Raw genomic sequence first — 15,707 nt, 5'->3', positions numbered from 1 at the left:
GGCACAACGACGCCTTGGATTGTGCAGCCTGTCGGCGCGTCGTCGGGTGCGGCCGGAACGAAGCTGGCTGTTGCTGCCCCACACCGAAAACAGCGCAGGTAGTGCTCAATCGAGTCCGTCTGCGGCCGGCCTCCCACCTCATCGTATTCGTTAGCGGACGCAACCTGCGCCTCAGCATCAGCGAGCGGTATAGCGGCGTGCACCCAGCCACATTTTGGGCATTTGTATTCTTTGTAGTTCACTTGCGCACCTTTATTTGTGTGGTGCCCAGGGCGGCTTAAGCAGCACACCTGCGACCCCCGCGCCATCCGCAGGAGTCTCTGACGAGACTGCATACCTGTCGTCAGCGATTTTGTGCAGCGTTACGCCCTCAATTTCAGCAATATGTAGCGACTGCACCTCGTCAGAGCTATCGCCGAACTGCACCACAACCAGCGCGATGGGGTCATGCTTTTGCAAACAACGAATCAACTGTGCAACAGTGGTCACCGGAAAATCTCCTGCAGTTTCAGTTGGAATTCAACCAGCACGGCGGGGTTGCCGAGGCCGGCGTGCTTGTGCGTACGCACGACGTGTGCTGCGTGTTCTACGGGCCAGCCTTCGACGTTGTCGTCGAGAGCCAACCAGGCGCGGGGTTTGCGCCGCTGGACGTCTTGCCAGACTTGCATGCATCTGGGCAGCATTGCAAACTCGTCCGGGTTCATCCTCGGGCGAAATGTGGCGCCAATTACGCGCGAGCGCAGCGCGGGCCTAAGATTCTTGGCGGCCTTTGTGCGGCCATAACGACTTACCCAAGATGTCGATAAGACAATTTGAACTTGCGGATACGGCTCCAACGTTTTCTCAAGCAGCTCCGCATGTTGAAACAGCACGTAGCAGTCAGGCGCGGATAGGTACGCCCCGACGCGAGAATGCCAAAGAACATTCTCGTGGTGGAGGACCCCATCGAAATCTAAGTAGAGCAGAAGCTCTCCGGTTCCTTTCATTTCTGCACCATCAGATTCTTGATTTCATCAGTAACGTCAACGACGTCCGTCACGTCGTTTATCGACTGCCACCGGTTCCATGTGTACTCCCCGTCGCCAGTGAAGCCGCTGGTACCGCGCAGCTCATAGACGCGTCCGCTGCGCGTTATGCCTCGGCCAGTCGCGGCATCGAACGTGACTATTGGGGAGCTGACACGGCCCTCACTGTCTGTTACGTTTTGTCCGGCAAAGTGCCGAGTGCGAGTAGGCAAGTCGACGATACCCACTTCAAAAACGTGCCAATCTGTAAGCACGATTTCTGGGCGCTCGGATACTGGTGCACAGGCCCAGACACCGCCTTCGATGGGGTCTTCATCTTCGTAATTCATGCTCTTCGCTCCATCATGTTTTGTATTTCAGTCGACACGTCAACCACGTCGTGTGCGCGATTGACGCGCACAAATGCATCCCACGCGCAAACAGCGTTAATCTCGAGCCCAGGAGGATTCTCCAGCAGGTACACGCGGCCGGACTCTGTAACACCCCGCCTAGCCACGGGGTCAAACTGCACGATAGGGGTACTTGCTTTGCCATGTCCGTCGTGTGCCTTGGTGCCAGAAAAATGCCGCGTACGTTCTGCGCGACCAGGGAGCTTGACCTCGAAAACGTGCCAGCCCACCAGCACGACCACTGGCGTCTCGGACACCGGCTCCGATTGCCAAACGCTTCCCTCGAATTTGTTTTCAAAAGTCATTCGCTCACTGTAGTCAGAGGAGGCTGGAAGGGCAACGGATGCTGGTGGTGGTGTGCAATCAGACAGGCGGTATCTGGTCGAATTTGGTAGGCGTCGCAGCTTCTGCATCGGTCAACGTCAGTGACGAAGATTGACGCCAACTGGGACGTTTTTCAATAGCCGTTTCCGGTCGATATTGGTAGTTGACAAGACCAGGTGTTTTCACTCTCTGCGCAAGCTCTCGCCCGTATTCCTGGCCGTAATGCATGAGGTGCCACCCTTTCATAATTGTTGGCAGCCAACGTAACGAAAGGCCTCGCACAGCGCTTGGTGCAGACGTTCCCGCGCACAGGACCATGACGGGCTGCTCCACCTCAAGACCGAACTGCAGAGCGCCTGGCGTTTGAGGTTCGCCCCTCCCGTCGCTCATCTTGGCAGTCCCGGTCAAATCTTGCCTCGAGGCAAGATTTCTTCGCGCCTCGAAGTCAGTTCGTTCAAGTATTCCTTGTCGTCTCGACTTAACGTGACTTTGCGCAGATTCTTTGGTCGCTTCATAAGCGCCAGAATTTTTTCAGTGCAGTCGAAGCTGAACTGCTTTTCGGATTTCAATGCTTCTTCGATTGGCACGTGCCAAATGCATCCATTCCCGTCCACCGCCATTTGCTGCTCGCTGTCAAGGAATTCGATATGCCCGGACGATAGCGCTGCGCCCGTCTTATCGAACCCTTCAAACGCGGTGACGAGCGCAACGCCAACGGCGTGCCACGAATAAATGATGTGGTGCGGTCCCGCTTGAATATGTGCTTCTTTCATTTCAGAGCCTTGTTCTCAATTTGCGGCCCGTACGGCTACGGGACTGTTTCGTGTGCTGCTTCGACGTACCGGTCGCGTGGGTAGTGCCGCAGCAGTCTCCTTCCGGTTTTCCAATGCGTCGTCGAACGAATTTCTGCCGCGAGCGCCCAAGGCGCCTCATATGTTTCCCGGTCCCGAGCTCCTGAGACTGTCCCCTTCTCGTCTCATGGTGAAGCATCTCGTCGTTCGAATTGAAGACTATGCGCCCAAGGGCCATGAAGTCGAAACGGGTATGAACCAGGTTTGACTTCAGGTTGTGCGGGTGAGTTGTCGGGCTCGCTATACATCAGGACAGCGTTGTGCTGTCGTACAGGAGGAAAATTTGATATGACAAGCAAGTCCAGTAACCCCACCATGCGTCGCAATCCGCCGCCGGTGCTGCATGACGAGCAGCCGCTGCTGCGAATTCTGGTAGCCCAGGCGACGAGGCGCGGAGACACGCTGGCGCGTTTGGCGAAGGAGCTCGGCGTTACGTACGAACGGCTGGCACAGTGGCGACGCAATGAAGCAGCAATCAGTAGTGCGAATCGCGCAGTGCACGAAAGTGCGGCAAGATATCTGGGACTGCCCACCGTGCTCGTGCTCACGCTGGCAGGAACCGTTGCCGCGCAGGACTTTATCTGGCCTGGCAAAGGCTCGCTGCAAGAACGTGTTGGGCTGGAGTTGGCTCGGCTGCGGCGGGACCCGTTTCTCGGTGCTTTTGTGCCGGCGGAATTGCTGACGGCCGGCCCTGCCGTGCAACTGTTTGTGGCTTTTCTGTATCGGGAACTCGATGGCGATGACGCGCACCGGGAGTCCAACTGCCGCTGGTTGACGGCGCTTCACCGCGCGGCGGTCGGTGACGCAACGGCTCAAGCGGAACTCGATACCCTTCGCAACCAAGCCGCCGAGCGGGCGAGCATTTTCTAAGCCGTTTATTGGCTCCTTTGATTTGCGCCTCGCCTCTACAGGGTGAGGCGCTTTCTTTCCAACGGAAAACCGTCAACGCGGTATGAAGTTAGGCTTGGAAAAAGGCACAGAGCAGTACAGGCTTCGTCTCAAAATTTCCTCAAAAACGTGCCCTGGTGTGGCCTGAATCCGTCAGCATCCTTCCCGGCGCTCTGGCGCCGGGCCGGTGCCGCGCCTCATTGCCGCGTGTTTCAGGAGTCCAGCGCGCGGGCGGCGCAGGTCAAACTGGTGGGTATCAACTTTTCCAGAGAACAGCACCGTTGGCCCGGGTTGATTGGCGACATTAGTCCTTGCCGCATGTCGCGGTGTAACTTATTGGAGAAGCAAGATGTCAAAATCCCAAATAGCCCCGATGACCCGTGAAGCCGCCACTCGCATCGCCAAGGTGACGGCCATCCAGCACGGCGGCAAAATCCCCGAAAAAAGCTTCGCCTCCCGCGCCGATGCCAGGGTGCAACGTGGGGCAACCACCCCGCCTCCGACCAAGGGCAAATAGATGATGAAGGTTGCAAGCTCAGGCGGATGACACCTGCCGTTCAAGCTCAAGCCGGTACACCTGTGTGTACCGGCTTTTTATTTGGGCCTGGACTTCCTTCCAGGCCGGGACCTCGCCGTTTGTTCCTGCGCGGGTCAGGTCGCACAGGAAGGTCAAAAACCGCGCCACGGAATGGCGTGCTTCCAATGTCTCGGCCTGTTGGTTAAGCCGCACACCGCGCAGAACCGGCTTTACGGCGGCGTGAGGCATGGCGACGACCTTCGAACTCGACCATCTCTTGAGCAAGTCATGGCTGATGTCGCGCTCATGGTGTTTTGCCCCAGCCCTGAAAAGACAGGCACTCAACTCAGCCAGACTGTCGCAGCCGGAGGCTTGCATAACTTGGACCAGCCAGTGACCCATGGGACGGTGACCTGCATCGAGAAACCCAGCGAGACGTGAGTCATGGGGAGCCGTGTCCGCTCGGAGCCTGGCGACCCGACATTCAAGCCAGGCCAGAGTTCGCAGCCCGACCTCGACCAGCAGGAGCACTTGGTGAACCAGGTGCGGATTGAGTTCTTGCCATGCCGGCTCGGCGCTGCCCAGCAGCGATTGAAATTGAGTCCTGGCTTCGGCCAGTTGGCCATTCAGGGCCAGGCTGCGAATCTCGACCATCTTGTGCTCGTAAGTGGCCATGTGGCTGGCGATATCGTGCAAGAGCTCACCGTCGCAACCGTTCATCGACCGCAGTACCGACTGCCAGTCGGACTCCGGGGGGCCGGGTGGAGGCTCCCGGCCGTCCAGAACGAGGGCCAGTGCCTCCGGTGCAATGAACCTTCCAAGGTCCTGCAGGATGTTTCTTTTAGTGCCGGACGAAGGTTTATGCATGCCCCTGCCGGCATAGAGCAGCTTTTTCAGGTTCTGGTGCATGAGCGGCGCGGTGGTGCGAATGAGCGTCTGCACGCTGGTGCCCAGCACGGCCTGCATGGCCGTCTCAAGCGACAGGGTCAGCGCCGAGGAGATGTGAACCTCGAAGCGTTCTCCGAAGACCTCGAGCGGATGTGGCAATTGCACGGGTGCAAATGCACTGACCGGGATTTGCCCCAGTGGTGGGGCGCGCGTGCTGCTGGCGTCGGTCTTCAGCGCTGACTTCTCTGTCCTCGGTCGTTGCGGTCCTGGCTTCTTGTCCATGTTGCGATGAAAAGTCCAGGCCGGGGTCATTGAGGCATTATGTCGCTCGGGAAAGGACCTGCCCGCTGAGACTTGTGCAGTCGTCAGTGGCCATGTGCCAACCGACTGTGACTTTTATCCAGATAGATGCATCAGGGCTAAGCGTCCCCAAGTTCTTGTAATGCGGATGACACAAACTGCACTGAAAATATGCCTCAGTAATGACTTAGTTGAATGACGTCGTTGCGAGGGGTCGGGGGGGCCTATGCACCTTCCTCTCCGTCTAATCATCCTTGCACCGTGCCCAGCGCGCGGTCCTGGCATCAACGTCCCCCCGACCTGTTCCAAACACCGCGCTTCAATTATTCGATTGGTGAACGCGCACCAGGTCAAGCGGTCGAACAGCGTCATGCCTTTCATCTGCAACACTGAGTTTGTGTTGCATTGATTTCGCCAAAGCCGTGGAAAAAATCTCCAGCCACCGCGTGCGGAACCTGAACAAATGGCGTAGGCCCTGCAATGAAGCATGGCTCAGCCCCGTCACAGCGAAGGCATCATTCAAGTGGGTAGTGCCGCAGGTCAGTGCAGCACCAAGTCGCCAGGTTGGGTTCCCGTTGCAGAATGTACCCATGGTCCAGTGCGGGGGCGCCAGCATGCGCATCACCAGCCCCGGGGGCCTGCAAGCCAAGCTTGAGAGTGGATTGCGCGCCTATTTGACAGCAGAGCGGTTCCAAATCGAGAAAACTCAAAAAATGAAACTCAGAAAGTTGTTGTTTGTCGTGGTGGTGGCTTTTCTGGCCGCTACGGCAATCGGGTATTGGTCTGTCCCGATGTCATACCCAGAGAAGTTGATTCGCCTTCAGGTAGAGGAGAGACTCGGAAAAATTGACAAACGCATTGCGGATGAGCCGTTGGCCGTGCAGGCCTTGTTGCTGGACTATGCGGCTGATGCGGAGACGGACGTCAAGAGTGGTCGTGGCGAGCTTGTCCTGAAAGCCTGGGTGGCGTTATTGAAATACCCGGCGCAGTCCCGTGAGGTGTTGCAACTCTTTGGCGCCGAGCCGGCATTTCAGGCGATTCTGCGAGAGCACGGAGAGTCTGTGATTCCCGTCATCAAGTACTTTTTGGACAACGACCTGCCGTCCGTGAAGCTCATCGCCAAAGCGGGTGATGTAGTCGCCGCCACGATAAAGAAAGTCAGTGACGCAGGCGATGAAGCCAAGAAGTTCACTCGAAACTTTTGGGGCTATCTCAACGGCAATGCACCGGCTCCGGCATCGCCGCCGCCGGTCCCTGCCGCACCTCAATCCGTCAAAGTGGAATTTGGCTCAATGCAGCGGGGGTGGTACGCCGTCAATTCCATCAACGGCGAAGGGCACAAGTTCCTGGGGCAGTTTGCATTGGACGCAGCGAACGTTGCGCACTGGAATCAGGTTGACCGGACTGTGACGACTGTTGCCAGCTTTCTGACGGGGGGCGTGAGTAACCTGGAAAGAAAATATGAGCTGGACGAGAAAATTGGTGCCGGCGACGTGTTTTTTGCAGCGATTGATGTCATCCCGTTTGTCGCCGCTGCGAAGTTGCTCAAGGCGGGGAAAGTTGCTGCGGCGACTGGCAAAGAGTTGAGTTTTGTGGGCAAAACCCGGGCGTTTGGCGCCCGGCTGATTCCCAAAAATCCGATGCTGGTGAAAATGGGGAAGTATGGCGTTGTGCTGGGGACCGGCTACGTGGTTCTCACGCACCCGGCCTTGCTGAATAGTGCTTTTGCTGAAATTGCGAACTTGATGGGACTGAACCCAATGCTGGTTCAGTTTGTCGGCTGGTTCCTGCTCATCTCAATTGCGCTGTATCCCTTTTTCTGGCTACTGAAAATCGCAGCCAGCTTGATTTTGCTTGGGCTCTCGTGGCTCAATAAGTCCATGAAGAAGAGGCCCGCCAGGGCGCACGCGGCGCCGCTCGCCGCCATGTCTGCCTGACAGGGCCATCGAACCAGGGGCCCGGAGCAAGCGTTCGCGAACTGCGTAGCCCCTCTTTGGGGATTGCGAAGGCACATTGATGCCGCCGTGGCGTCCAGAGCTGCAGGCGAGGCGCCGGGGTCAAGTCTGAGGAAAGCGCCTGGCCCCGCTGTCGTAAAAAGCCAGGGGGTGATGCCCGCGTCTATGGCCGGCAGTGCGCTGCCCAGCAATATCCTGCGGCGTGCAGATAGCTGAACTTTGAACCTGGGACCACGAATCGCAGGGCGCCGGGGCACAGCGTCGGCTATGCTTGGCAAAAAATTGCACTTAACGGGAGGACAACCATGGCCCAGGATGACGCGATGTCTGAGTTTCACCTGAATGGCGGGGCTGAAAGTGGATTTTCCAGAGCCATGGACCACGTCAAGGCCTGGTGCGCGCAGCATCAATGGCAAGTAGGCGTTGCGGAGATGGCATTGGGCGCAGGCATTGTTGCCGCGGGCCTCAAAACCGGGGCCATTCAGATGGGCGTGGACGTGGCGCTGAGTGCAGGAAGCCCCGCCAGTCTTTTCGGCGGCATGACAGGCGCGGGGCTTGGCGCGCTGCCTGGATATCTGTTGGGCAACATTGGCGTGGTGGCGATGGGGAGCGCCGTTGCGGTACCGGCCGTTGCGCTCATGGGCGGGGGTGCCCTCATTCTCGGGTTGGCCGGGTACGGCGTCGGCGGTCTAATCCAGAAATACCTGCACTCCGCCCCGGACTTGCTGGACCTGGCTGGCTCGAGTGCCCTCGTCCTCGTCGGGGTGGCGCTGTTGGTCGACGGCGCAAGGCGTGTCGTCAAAGACCCGGACGTCACAGCGCTGATGGCCGCCTTCAAGAACAATGTTCTCGCATTGCATCAGCTCACACCTGCGCGAGTCATCGACTCGCTGTCAGGCCTTTCTGCCTACTTTGAGGCAGAAGTCTTGCCGTTCCTCAGAGAAGTGGCGACCAATCCCAAGTCCGCGGCTGCCACGGCGGCCCTGGCGGCCCTGGGCGCCGCGGGGGGCAGTGCCGTTGCGGTCAGCTCGGTTACGCTGCTGGGTTCGAGTTCTCTGGGTGCGCTGGGATTGTCTTTGGGGATTGTTTCCGCCCCGGTATGGCCCGTCGTGGCTGGCGGGGGCCTTGCCGTTGCCGCGGCCTATGGGGTCTGGCGGTACATGAGGCGAAGTGGGCCCACCTTGGTGGCCATCGCCGGCAACGGTCTCTCACCGCCCGTACTCCCAGCGCCCAAGCCCAAGTGACTGGCCATTGGCATGAGCGACAGCGCCCGTGTTGCACCGTGGGGGGGTGCCCAAAATGCCGGGCGCACTGGCGCGAATAAACACTTCTCGCTAGAATAAAAGCATCATCGGCGTCTGACGCAGTTTCTGACGGTGGTGACGGGAATCGGGTACGTTGGATTGCGTTTGACTGCGATTGCTTGCGGTTGAATGCGCTCCAAGTGCTTGATTCATATGAATGTTGCGTGCGGAAGCGCTTGAACCGTGCACGAGGATGGGCATTGAAAATCCTTGTGTCGGTGGTTCGATTCCGCCCCAGGCCACCAGTTAATCCCGTATGGGCAAAGAAAAGCCTGCTACTTATTCAGTAGCAGGCTTTTTTCTTGTCTGTCCGGCGTAGCGACGGACATTGGCGGATTTCCCAAACTCATTTGCTTTCCCGCGCTGGAAAAAGAACGTGGACGGTGAGCCCTGTTCGCGTGACACCTCATTGCCATCAACCACCAGTGCCATTTCGCGGCAATTGAGTGATTCTCGTCTCGCATCACAGCGTCAAAACGGCACTTGCCAAAGCCGCCAGCGGTAATAAGATAGTGCGACTGGAACAATGGATCTCTGTATCTGCCATGGCGGATTCCACCCAACATCCGAACCGTCGAAATATGCTACGCGTCTGCTCCGTCTGTGGTGCCGTTGTTGAACGCAAAGATTGCCACAAGAATCGATTTGGGGAGTACATCTGCCGCAAATGCCAGGCCGCGGTGACAACGCTCAAATGGCATCAGCGACTGCGACTGCTGATGAAGGGGATGCTTCCGAAGTTTTTGTTGGGTCTGCCCATTGCGGTTCTTGCCCTTTTGGCCCTGTGGGCACTTGCCGTGTATTTTCTGTAATCTGGTTGTCCTGATTTCTTCAAGCATTCATGAATTGGCGCGGCATGAGGTTGCCCCAAAAACACGCCCGGCCCACGACCACGTCAGAACCAGTTTGTCTCTTCAGCTAATTTCCCGGTGGTCCTGACCGCTTTGGCGTCTCTGGCAGGTAAAAATCCACCATGTTTCCATTCTCGAGCGGCGGTATGGCGCCATCGCCAAGGCCATTGATCTCGTCATCGTCTGGCATCAGCAGGGGAAGGTCGGCATCCGCAGCCGACACAGGATTGGCAGCAAACCCATCTATGCCCAAATCAGTCAAATCCAGATCCAGCACGCGAGAAGGCGGCACCTCGTCCAAGGATAAATCAAGTTCCATACTGGCCGGGCGGCCAAGACCACCTGGCGGCGCGGCAGACACAAAGGCTGGGCCAGCAGCATGATGGGCAAGGCTTTCTGATACGGCGACTCCGAGGGAGGAACCGGTCCCCGGTTCGCGACCGCCTTGCAGGGGCGCCACGGCCAAACGCTGGGCAACTGTATGCAGCAACAGCAGATCGCCAAAGGCCGCCAAATCAAAGGTCTGACTTGTGGCGTCCCGGTGCCTGCGCACAATGCAAGTCTCAAGAACCTCCAGTACTTTGGGTGTCGGCCAAAGCGCACTGATGCGGGACAAAACATCCGGATAGGACTCCAGGTCCTTTCCCTGATTCTTGAACAATGCAAACTCAGGAACTTTGCCGCTAAACAAGCGATTGAAGTCCTCGCGGAGCCGCTGGAAATCAGTTTTCAGGCTGAGTGAATGGAATATGTTGAGCAAGTCCAGGTAGACGAACGGGTTGGGCTCCCTACTTGCATCGATCTGCTTCTGGAGAAGCTTGACCGCTTGGTCGGTTTGGCCAAGCGAAACAAAAAACTCTGCCTGCTGCCGAATATCCAGCGTGGCATCGGCATTGAGGTTGCTCGCAAGTCTCACCTGCGGCACCTCGGCTTGCAGAGGCGGGCCTGGCTGATTGCGACTGGCACTGCGCGCTACTCCCGGCTGCATGAGGTCATCGAACTTCGACTGACTCATTTCCATCAGATTGACATCCACCTCAGAAGACTGCCTGGCATCATTCACCGCTTTGGGCGAGCCGCCTGTACGGGATTTCCCAGATGCAGGTGGCGCGCCCAGGCTCTTGTGGGCGGTGATCGGCCCAGTTGGAATCTCAGGCTCGGTTTCGGGAAGTGTTGGCGCGGCGAGGGAGCCGCTCCACCATTCGTCACCAGTTGTCGGCGCGCGGCGCTGGCGATTCCAGAGAAGGGCCACGGCCACCAGACAGGCGAGCACGAGAGCCATCAATCCGTAAATCAATCCACTGGGGAAACGCTCCGACTCGGCTTTTTGCAGACGGCTTTTCAAGTCCACCAGATTGACTTCATTTTTCGCAGCCAAGGCGCGCAAGACCTTCACGTCCTCTTCAAGCGCCTGCGTCTTCTGCATGTTCCGCAAGGCATCCTCAGAGGGCGGGAACGTCATGTCGGCGTCCAGATTTGCCACTCTATCTGACAGTAATTCCAGCGGGTCCAGCTTCAATCGGGACTGGCCCGCAGACAAGGCCACCTTGCCCTTATTGCCGGACATCGCCTCCTGGTGGACAGGAGCAACAGCCTTCGAGTCGGGGCGTTTGCTGTCAACTCGGCTGCGAACCGTTTGTTTTGGTACGCGAGCAGCCGGCGCTTTGGCGGACGAAACCGGTGCAGTGGGAGCCAGATTCGTTTTCGATGGCACAGGCGTTGGCGCAGAGGCCGGAACGACAAGAGGCGTTGTGGGCGCCGCAACCTCGCTCTGCAAGTCCGCCAGCAACACATACCGGCGACTTGTCTTCTGTCCACAACCTGTCCGCAAATAGACAGTTACGACAGGTTCATCAACCATCGCCGAGGACAATATCCGCACATTGGCCGTATGGGGTTGCGCTGTTGCCTCGACGACGACGCGCACACGACTGGCATCCTGGCGCGTATCGGCATGAAATACCTCGGCATCAAAACACAAGGACGAGGCATCCTCGCCTGCGTCCATCTGAACCGGGACCACCATGTCCAGGGGCCGACCCACCAGCGCGGCACCGCGTATGCGGCCAAGCGTCAACGCCTCACTGCCGAGCGCAACGCAAAGTAACGCAATCCCGATAATTTTGGCTCTATGTTCCAACCAGGCTTCCCCAAGTATTGATTATTCTCTCACGGCAGGTTGGCAATCCGCAGGACAAAAATCACATATTCCACTGAAGCGGGCAACGGCGACGCCCCATGCGCGCTTCGGGTCTGCTGACGGTGCGGCATCCCCGGGCTCATGTGCTCATGGCCATCGCCGCTGGTCTGCACAGCATCGCCTCGGCCGTGGCTCTATGATGCTTGCCAATCACTGCCACCGACTTATTCCGAGGAAAACCATGCCTACCTACCATATCGAAATGCTCGAAGGGCGTACCCTTGAACAAAAGAAGAAACTGGTGGAAGCAATCACCCGCGTCACGGTCGAAGTGCTGGGCGGCACCGCGGACGCGGTCGACATTCTGATCACCGATGTCAAGCGCGAGAACTGGGCCACCGGCGGCGTCCTGTGGACCGAACCCCGTTCGTGAATCAGTCTTGAGGCATCCAGCCACCCTGCCAGAGCTGCAGGCCCGTTATGGGGAGCGTTACCGCTGGCTCTTGCTGCTGGCGGTGATGGTGGGCACCATGGCGTCGATCATGTCGTCCACGATCATCAACGTGGCAGTACCTGACATGAGTCGCCACTTTACCTTGGGGCAGGAACGTGCCCAGTGGGTGGCGTCGGGCTTCATGATCGCCATGACCGTGTCCATGCTCACGACACCGTGGCTGCTGGCGCGCTACGGTTATCGACGTACCTACGCCGGCACGATGTGGGTGCTGCTGGTGGGCAGCGTCATCGGGGGCCTGTCCAACAATTTCTCGCTGGTGCTGGCAGCGCGGGTGACGGAGGGACTGGCAGCCGGAGTCGTGCTGCCCATTCCGGCGATCATCATCCTGCGCGCTTTTGAGCCGCACGAACAGGGGCGCGCGGGTGGCATTTTTGGCATGGGCGTGGTGTTGGCCCCGGCGATTGGACCGAGTGTCGGCGGCCTGCTGGTGGACTGGTTCGGCTGGCGTTCCATCTTTTTCATGGTGGTTCCTTTTTGCCTGGCGTCACTGTGGCTGGCGCAGCGCTTCGTACCGACAATCATGTCTGGCAGCACGTCCGCCACGCGCGCCGGCGGCAAACTGGATTGGCCCGGCCTGCTGCTGGCCAGTGCCGGCACTTTGTGTCTCCTCAATGGCCTGGTGCAACTGCATGCTGGCCCGACAGTGCCCGCCGTTTTGTTGCTGACCGGTGCCGCAGCCGCGTTGATCGGCTTTGTTGCCTGGCAACGGCGACTCGGCCGTGCCATGGCACAAGGCGGCGATGCGCCCCTGATGAATTTGGCACTGTATGACCATCGGGCATTCGCCATGGGCAGCATTGTCGCGTTCATCTATGGAATGGCACTGTTTGGCTCAACCTACCTGTTGCCGATTTACATGCGGCTCGGCCTGGAGTTGTCGGCATCGCATGTGGGCACGATTTTGCTGCCCGCCGGCCTGGTGCTGGCCATCACCATTCCGCTGGTCGGGCGACTGGCCGACCAGCAGCCGACCTACCTGCTGGTGAGCATCGGACTGGCCTTGCTGGCGATGTCGTTTGCCTTGATGGGCATGGTCGGCCTGACCGGCAGTCTCTGGGTGCTGGCGGCCTTGGCCATTGTTGGCCGAATGGGCCTGGGCTTCATCTTGCCATCCCTCAACTCGGGCTCGATGCGGGGACTGCACAAAGACCTGATCCCGCAGGGGTCCAGCGCCATCAACTTTGTGCGCACACTGGGCGGCGCCGTTGGGGTCAGCGTTTGCGGCATTGTGCTGGAGTGGCGCCTGGCCGCCTACGGTGATTCGCTGTCCAACCCCGCCAGCAGCCCGGCGCGGCTGGCCGCTTTCAACGAGTCGTTCGCCTTGCTGGCGGTGCTGTGTGCACTGGCGCTGGCCGCGGCATGGCAATTGCGTCCCGGCCCGCCACAGAACAAGGGCAGATAACCGGGCATAAACCGGCCGTTAACCGGGCTTTGGCCAGCCACCGCGCAGTAAACTCACACCATGTGCCAATTGCTTGGAATGAACAGTCGCCTGCCTGCCAGTCTGCACCTGAGCTTCACGGGATTTTCGCAGCGGGGTGGCTGTACCGATCACCACGCCGATGGCTGGGGCATCGCCTTCTTTGAAAGCGACGGTGCCACACCGGACCAGCCGGGCCGGGGCGTACGTTACTTCGTCGACAAGGAGGGCGCTGCCACCTCACCCATCGCAAAGATGCTGCGCAGCTATCCCATCAAAAGCCACAACGTGATCGCCCATGTGCGCAAGGCCACGATGGGTGCGATCACGCTGGAAAACGCCCATCCGTTCGTGCGCGAACTCTGGGGGCGCTACTGGGTGTTCGCACACAACGGTGACCTCAAGGATTACGCACCGACACTGCACGGCAACTTCCGCCCGGTGGGCGACACCGACAGCGAACGGGCGTTCTGCTGGCTGATGCAGGAGCTCGTCAAATCACATGCCGGTGTTCCCAGCGTCGCCGAACTGAGCCTGACCCTGCAGGAGCTGGTGCCACAGGTCGCCGCGCACGGCACCTTCAACTTCCTGCTCAGCAACGGCCAGGCCCTGTGGGCCCATGCCAGCACCAAGCTGCACTACCTGGTGCGCCAGCACCCGTTCACCGAGGTGCACCTGCGCGACGAGGACATCAAGATGGATCTGTCGGAACACAACGGTCCGCAAGACCGCCTCGCCATCGTCGTGACCGAGCCGCTGACCACCAACGAACTCTGGACTGCCCTGGAACCGGGTCAGTTCATGACGTTCGTGGAAGGCTGTCCGCAGCCCGGCGTCGCCCTTGCCCGCGTGGCGGGCGGCTGAGCACCGAAGCGCAGCCGGAAGGTATTCAGCGCAGGCCCAGGAATGCCAGAACCGCGCCGATGACGACGACAAGACCGACGATGTAGATGATGGTGTTCATAACTGCTCTCCAGATGGATTTCGATGCAGGTCAGGTTAATCTGGAACCACCACCTGCGACAGTCGCGATCCGGACGAAGCGGTGTAGGACAACGGCGCCATTTGCCCGGCTGGTGCCAACAGGGCACGGCTCGCCGCGGCCCCGCGGGGTCCGGGCTCCCTCCTCCATTGCCCCGGCATGCGCACAGGTCAGGGCTCTGTGATCTGGTGACCCCACGACTCGACCAGGGATCGCAGGCTCGCCGCCACGACCCGGCACGCCGGCGACAACTTGCCAGTTCTGGGCAGGGCCAACGTGACATGGCGGACAAGGTCGGGCCGCACCAGCCGGCTGGCCTGCAAGCGCCCGGCCCGCAACTCGGCGGCGATGGAGTACGGGCCGAGAATCGAATAGAGTCCGGGCTGCGCGGCGACCAGTTCCTTCTGCAATGTCAACGAGTCAGCCTGCGCCACCGCATCTAGTCTGAAGCCCAGGCCCCGGGCTGTCTCGTCCAGCGCGTTGCGCCAATGGCTGGGCCTGCGTGGCAACACCAGTTTCAATCCGGACAGGCACGCGAAGTGCAGCGTCGGCACGCGCGTCAACGCGTCGCCCGGTGCGGACACCAGATAGGTGTTGGCCACGCTCAGCAGCGTCTCGTCGCTGCCGCTGGGCTTTTGGAACCGGAACAGGATCGCCAGATCGACCGCTCCGCTGTCGAGCATCGCATCGAGCTCCGCTCCCTGCGACTCCGCCACGTCGAGCCGGATTTTCGGGTGTTCCCGGATCAACTGCGCGAACAGGCGCGTGACCAGGGGATGCGCGGCCGACGGAATGATGCCCAATCGGACCTCGCCGGCAATCTCGCCGGAGGCGGCGCGCAGTTCATCGGTGAGACGCTCGGTGTCCTGCAGCCACGGGCGCAGGCGGGTCGCCGCGCGCAGCCCCAATTCGGTCAATACCACGCCGCGGCCGGTGCGCCGGAACAAGATCCCGCCGCACTGCGCCTCGAAGTCGGCGATCTGGCGGCTGATGTGCGACTGCGCCGTCTGCCGGCGCGCAGCCACCTTGTTGAGGCTCCCCGCATCAGCGACCTCGAGGAAGAGTTTGACAGCGACCGGGTTCAAGGGCATTTCCTGTGAATTGCCAATTATGGCAAGTCTGATAGCTGTGAATTCTATCTATTCATAGAACGCCAGAATGCCTAAAGTCTGCCTCATCCACCCACCACCCTGAAAGGAACCCACGATGCAAGCCATCGATATGCGCGGCCTCAACCCCGCCCCCATCACCCCGTTCACCCGCGATGGCGCTGTCGACTACCCCGCCATTCAACGCCTGGGCGCCTGGTTGGCCAGCGTACCGGGCGTCAAGAGCCTGACGCTGCTGGGGCACGCC

Annotated in this window: 16 protein-coding genes and 1 pseudogene; 9 read left to right on the top strand and 8 right to left on the bottom strand. The window is 59.6% G+C overall.

Annotated features, from left to right (window positions below; translation table 11 throughout):
• Positions 1 to 252 precede the first annotated feature (252 nt).
• From Q7T10_RS16125 to Q7T10_RS16105, 5 genes are all read right to left on the bottom strand, one after another.
• Positions 253 to 489 (bottom strand): hypothetical protein, encoded by a 237-nt coding sequence (locus Q7T10_RS16125; RefSeq protein ID WP_304750295.1) that lies wholly within the window; start codon positions 487 to 489, stop codon positions 253 to 255.
• A complete protein-coding gene (locus Q7T10_RS16120; RefSeq protein WP_304750294.1) occupies positions 486 to 986 on the bottom strand; it encodes an HAD domain-containing protein in 501 nt (166 codons plus the stop codon). The genes Q7T10_RS16125 and Q7T10_RS16120 overlap by 4 nt, the downstream gene beginning before the upstream one ends.
• On the bottom strand, positions 983 to 1,354 hold the full coding sequence (locus tag Q7T10_RS16115) for a hypothetical protein (protein ID WP_304750292.1): 372 nt from the start codon (positions 1,352 to 1,354) through the stop codon (positions 983 to 985). The genes Q7T10_RS16120 and Q7T10_RS16115 overlap by 4 nt, the downstream gene beginning before the upstream one ends.
• Positions 1,351 to 1,719: a hypothetical protein gene (locus Q7T10_RS16110; RefSeq protein WP_304750290.1), complete on the bottom strand. Its 369-nt coding sequence runs from the start codon at positions 1,717 to 1,719 to the stop codon at positions 1,351 to 1,353. The genes Q7T10_RS16115 and Q7T10_RS16110 overlap by 4 nt, the downstream gene beginning before the upstream one ends.
• Positions 1,720 to 2,142: 423 nt before the next feature.
• Positions 2,143 to 2,511, bottom strand: coding sequence for a hypothetical protein (locus Q7T10_RS16105; protein WP_304750289.1), 369 nt, complete (start codon positions 2,509 to 2,511; stop codon positions 2,143 to 2,145).
• 366 nt (positions 2,512 to 2,877) lie between these two features.
• On the opposite strand from Q7T10_RS16105, the gene Q7T10_RS16100 reads away from it, so the two are divergent.
• Positions 2,878 to 3,459 (top strand): LysM peptidoglycan-binding domain-containing protein, encoded by a 582-nt coding sequence (locus Q7T10_RS16100; RefSeq protein ID WP_304750288.1) that lies wholly within the window; start codon positions 2,878 to 2,880, stop codon positions 3,457 to 3,459.
• A gap of 367 nt (positions 3,460 to 3,826) precedes the next feature.
• Entirely contained in the window at positions 3,827 to 3,994 is a 168-nt protein-coding gene (locus tag Q7T10_RS16095; protein WP_304750286.1) for a hypothetical protein, read from the top strand.
• 18 nt (positions 3,995 to 4,012) lie between these two features.
• Here Q7T10_RS16095 and Q7T10_RS16090 read toward each other — a convergent pair whose 3' ends face one another.
• Entirely contained in the window at positions 4,013 to 5,194 is a 1,182-nt protein-coding gene (locus Q7T10_RS16090) for a hypothetical protein (protein ID WP_304750284.1), read from the bottom strand.
• Positions 5,195 to 5,844: 650 nt separating this feature from the next.
• On the opposite strand from Q7T10_RS16090, the gene Q7T10_RS16085 reads away from it, so the two are divergent.
• The 3 genes from Q7T10_RS16085 (at position 5,845) to Q7T10_RS16075 (ending at position 9,253) form a co-directional block, all read left to right on the top strand.
• Positions 5,845 to 7,119: a hypothetical protein gene (locus tag Q7T10_RS16085; RefSeq protein ID WP_304750282.1), complete on the top strand. Its 1,275-nt coding sequence runs from the start codon at positions 5,845 to 5,847 to the stop codon at positions 7,117 to 7,119.
• Positions 7,120 to 7,442: 323 nt separating this feature from the next.
• Positions 7,443 to 8,381, top strand: a complete 939-nt coding sequence (locus tag Q7T10_RS16080) for a hypothetical protein (protein WP_304750281.1) — start codon at positions 7,443 to 7,445, stop codon at positions 8,379 to 8,381.
• A 506-nt stretch (positions 8,382 to 8,887) separates the two neighbouring features.
• A complete protein-coding gene (locus tag Q7T10_RS16075) occupies positions 8,888 to 9,253 on the top strand; it encodes a hypothetical protein (protein ID WP_304750279.1) in 366 nt (121 codons plus the stop codon).
• 106 nt (positions 9,254 to 9,359) lie between these two features.
• Here Q7T10_RS16075 and Q7T10_RS16070 read toward each other — a convergent pair whose 3' ends face one another.
• On the bottom strand, positions 9,360 to 11,432 hold the full coding sequence (locus Q7T10_RS16070; protein ID WP_304750278.1) for a FimV family protein: 2,073 nt from the start codon (positions 11,430 to 11,432) through the stop codon (positions 9,360 to 9,362).
• Positions 11,433 to 11,673: 241 nt separating this feature from the next.
• Here Q7T10_RS16070 and Q7T10_RS16065 point away from each other — a divergent pair, with 241 nt between their 5' ends.
• From Q7T10_RS16065 to Q7T10_RS16055, 3 genes are read left to right on the top strand one after another with little or no spacing between them, the layout of a single operon-like run.
• Positions 11,674 to 11,865, top strand: coding sequence for a 4-oxalocrotonate tautomerase (locus Q7T10_RS16065; protein ID WP_304750275.1), 192 nt, complete (start codon positions 11,674 to 11,676; stop codon positions 11,863 to 11,865).
• Positions 11,807 to 13,351: an MFS transporter gene (locus Q7T10_RS16060; RefSeq protein ID WP_370653784.1), complete on the top strand. Its 1,545-nt coding sequence runs from the start codon at positions 11,807 to 11,809 to the stop codon at positions 13,349 to 13,351. The genes Q7T10_RS16065 and Q7T10_RS16060 overlap by 59 nt, the downstream gene beginning before the upstream one ends.
• Before the next feature lie 60 nt (positions 13,352 to 13,411).
• Entirely contained in the window at positions 13,412 to 14,233 is an 822-nt protein-coding gene (locus tag Q7T10_RS16055; protein WP_304750271.1) for a class II glutamine amidotransferase, read from the top strand.
• A gap of 288 nt (positions 14,234 to 14,521) precedes the next feature.
• Here the strand turns inward: Q7T10_RS16055 and Q7T10_RS16050 are convergent, their stop codons facing one another.
• Positions 14,522 to 15,436 (bottom strand): LysR family transcriptional regulator, encoded by a 915-nt coding sequence (locus tag Q7T10_RS16050; RefSeq protein ID WP_304750270.1) that lies wholly within the window; start codon positions 15,434 to 15,436, stop codon positions 14,522 to 14,524.
• 121 nt (positions 15,437 to 15,557) lie between these two features.
• On the opposite strand from Q7T10_RS16050, the pseudogene Q7T10_RS20835 reads away from it, so the two are divergent.
• Positions 15,558 to 15,707: pseudogene (locus Q7T10_RS20835) on the top strand (dihydrodipicolinate synthase family protein); the annotation flags it as partial.

The organism is Rhodoferax sp. (assembly GCF_030646845.1).
Taxonomy (GTDB): Bacteria; Pseudomonadota; Gammaproteobacteria; order Burkholderiales; family Burkholderiaceae_C; genus Rhodoferax.
The sequence above is the reverse complement of the archived record's forward strand: the minus strand, read 5'-3'. Positions and strand labels throughout refer to the sequence as shown.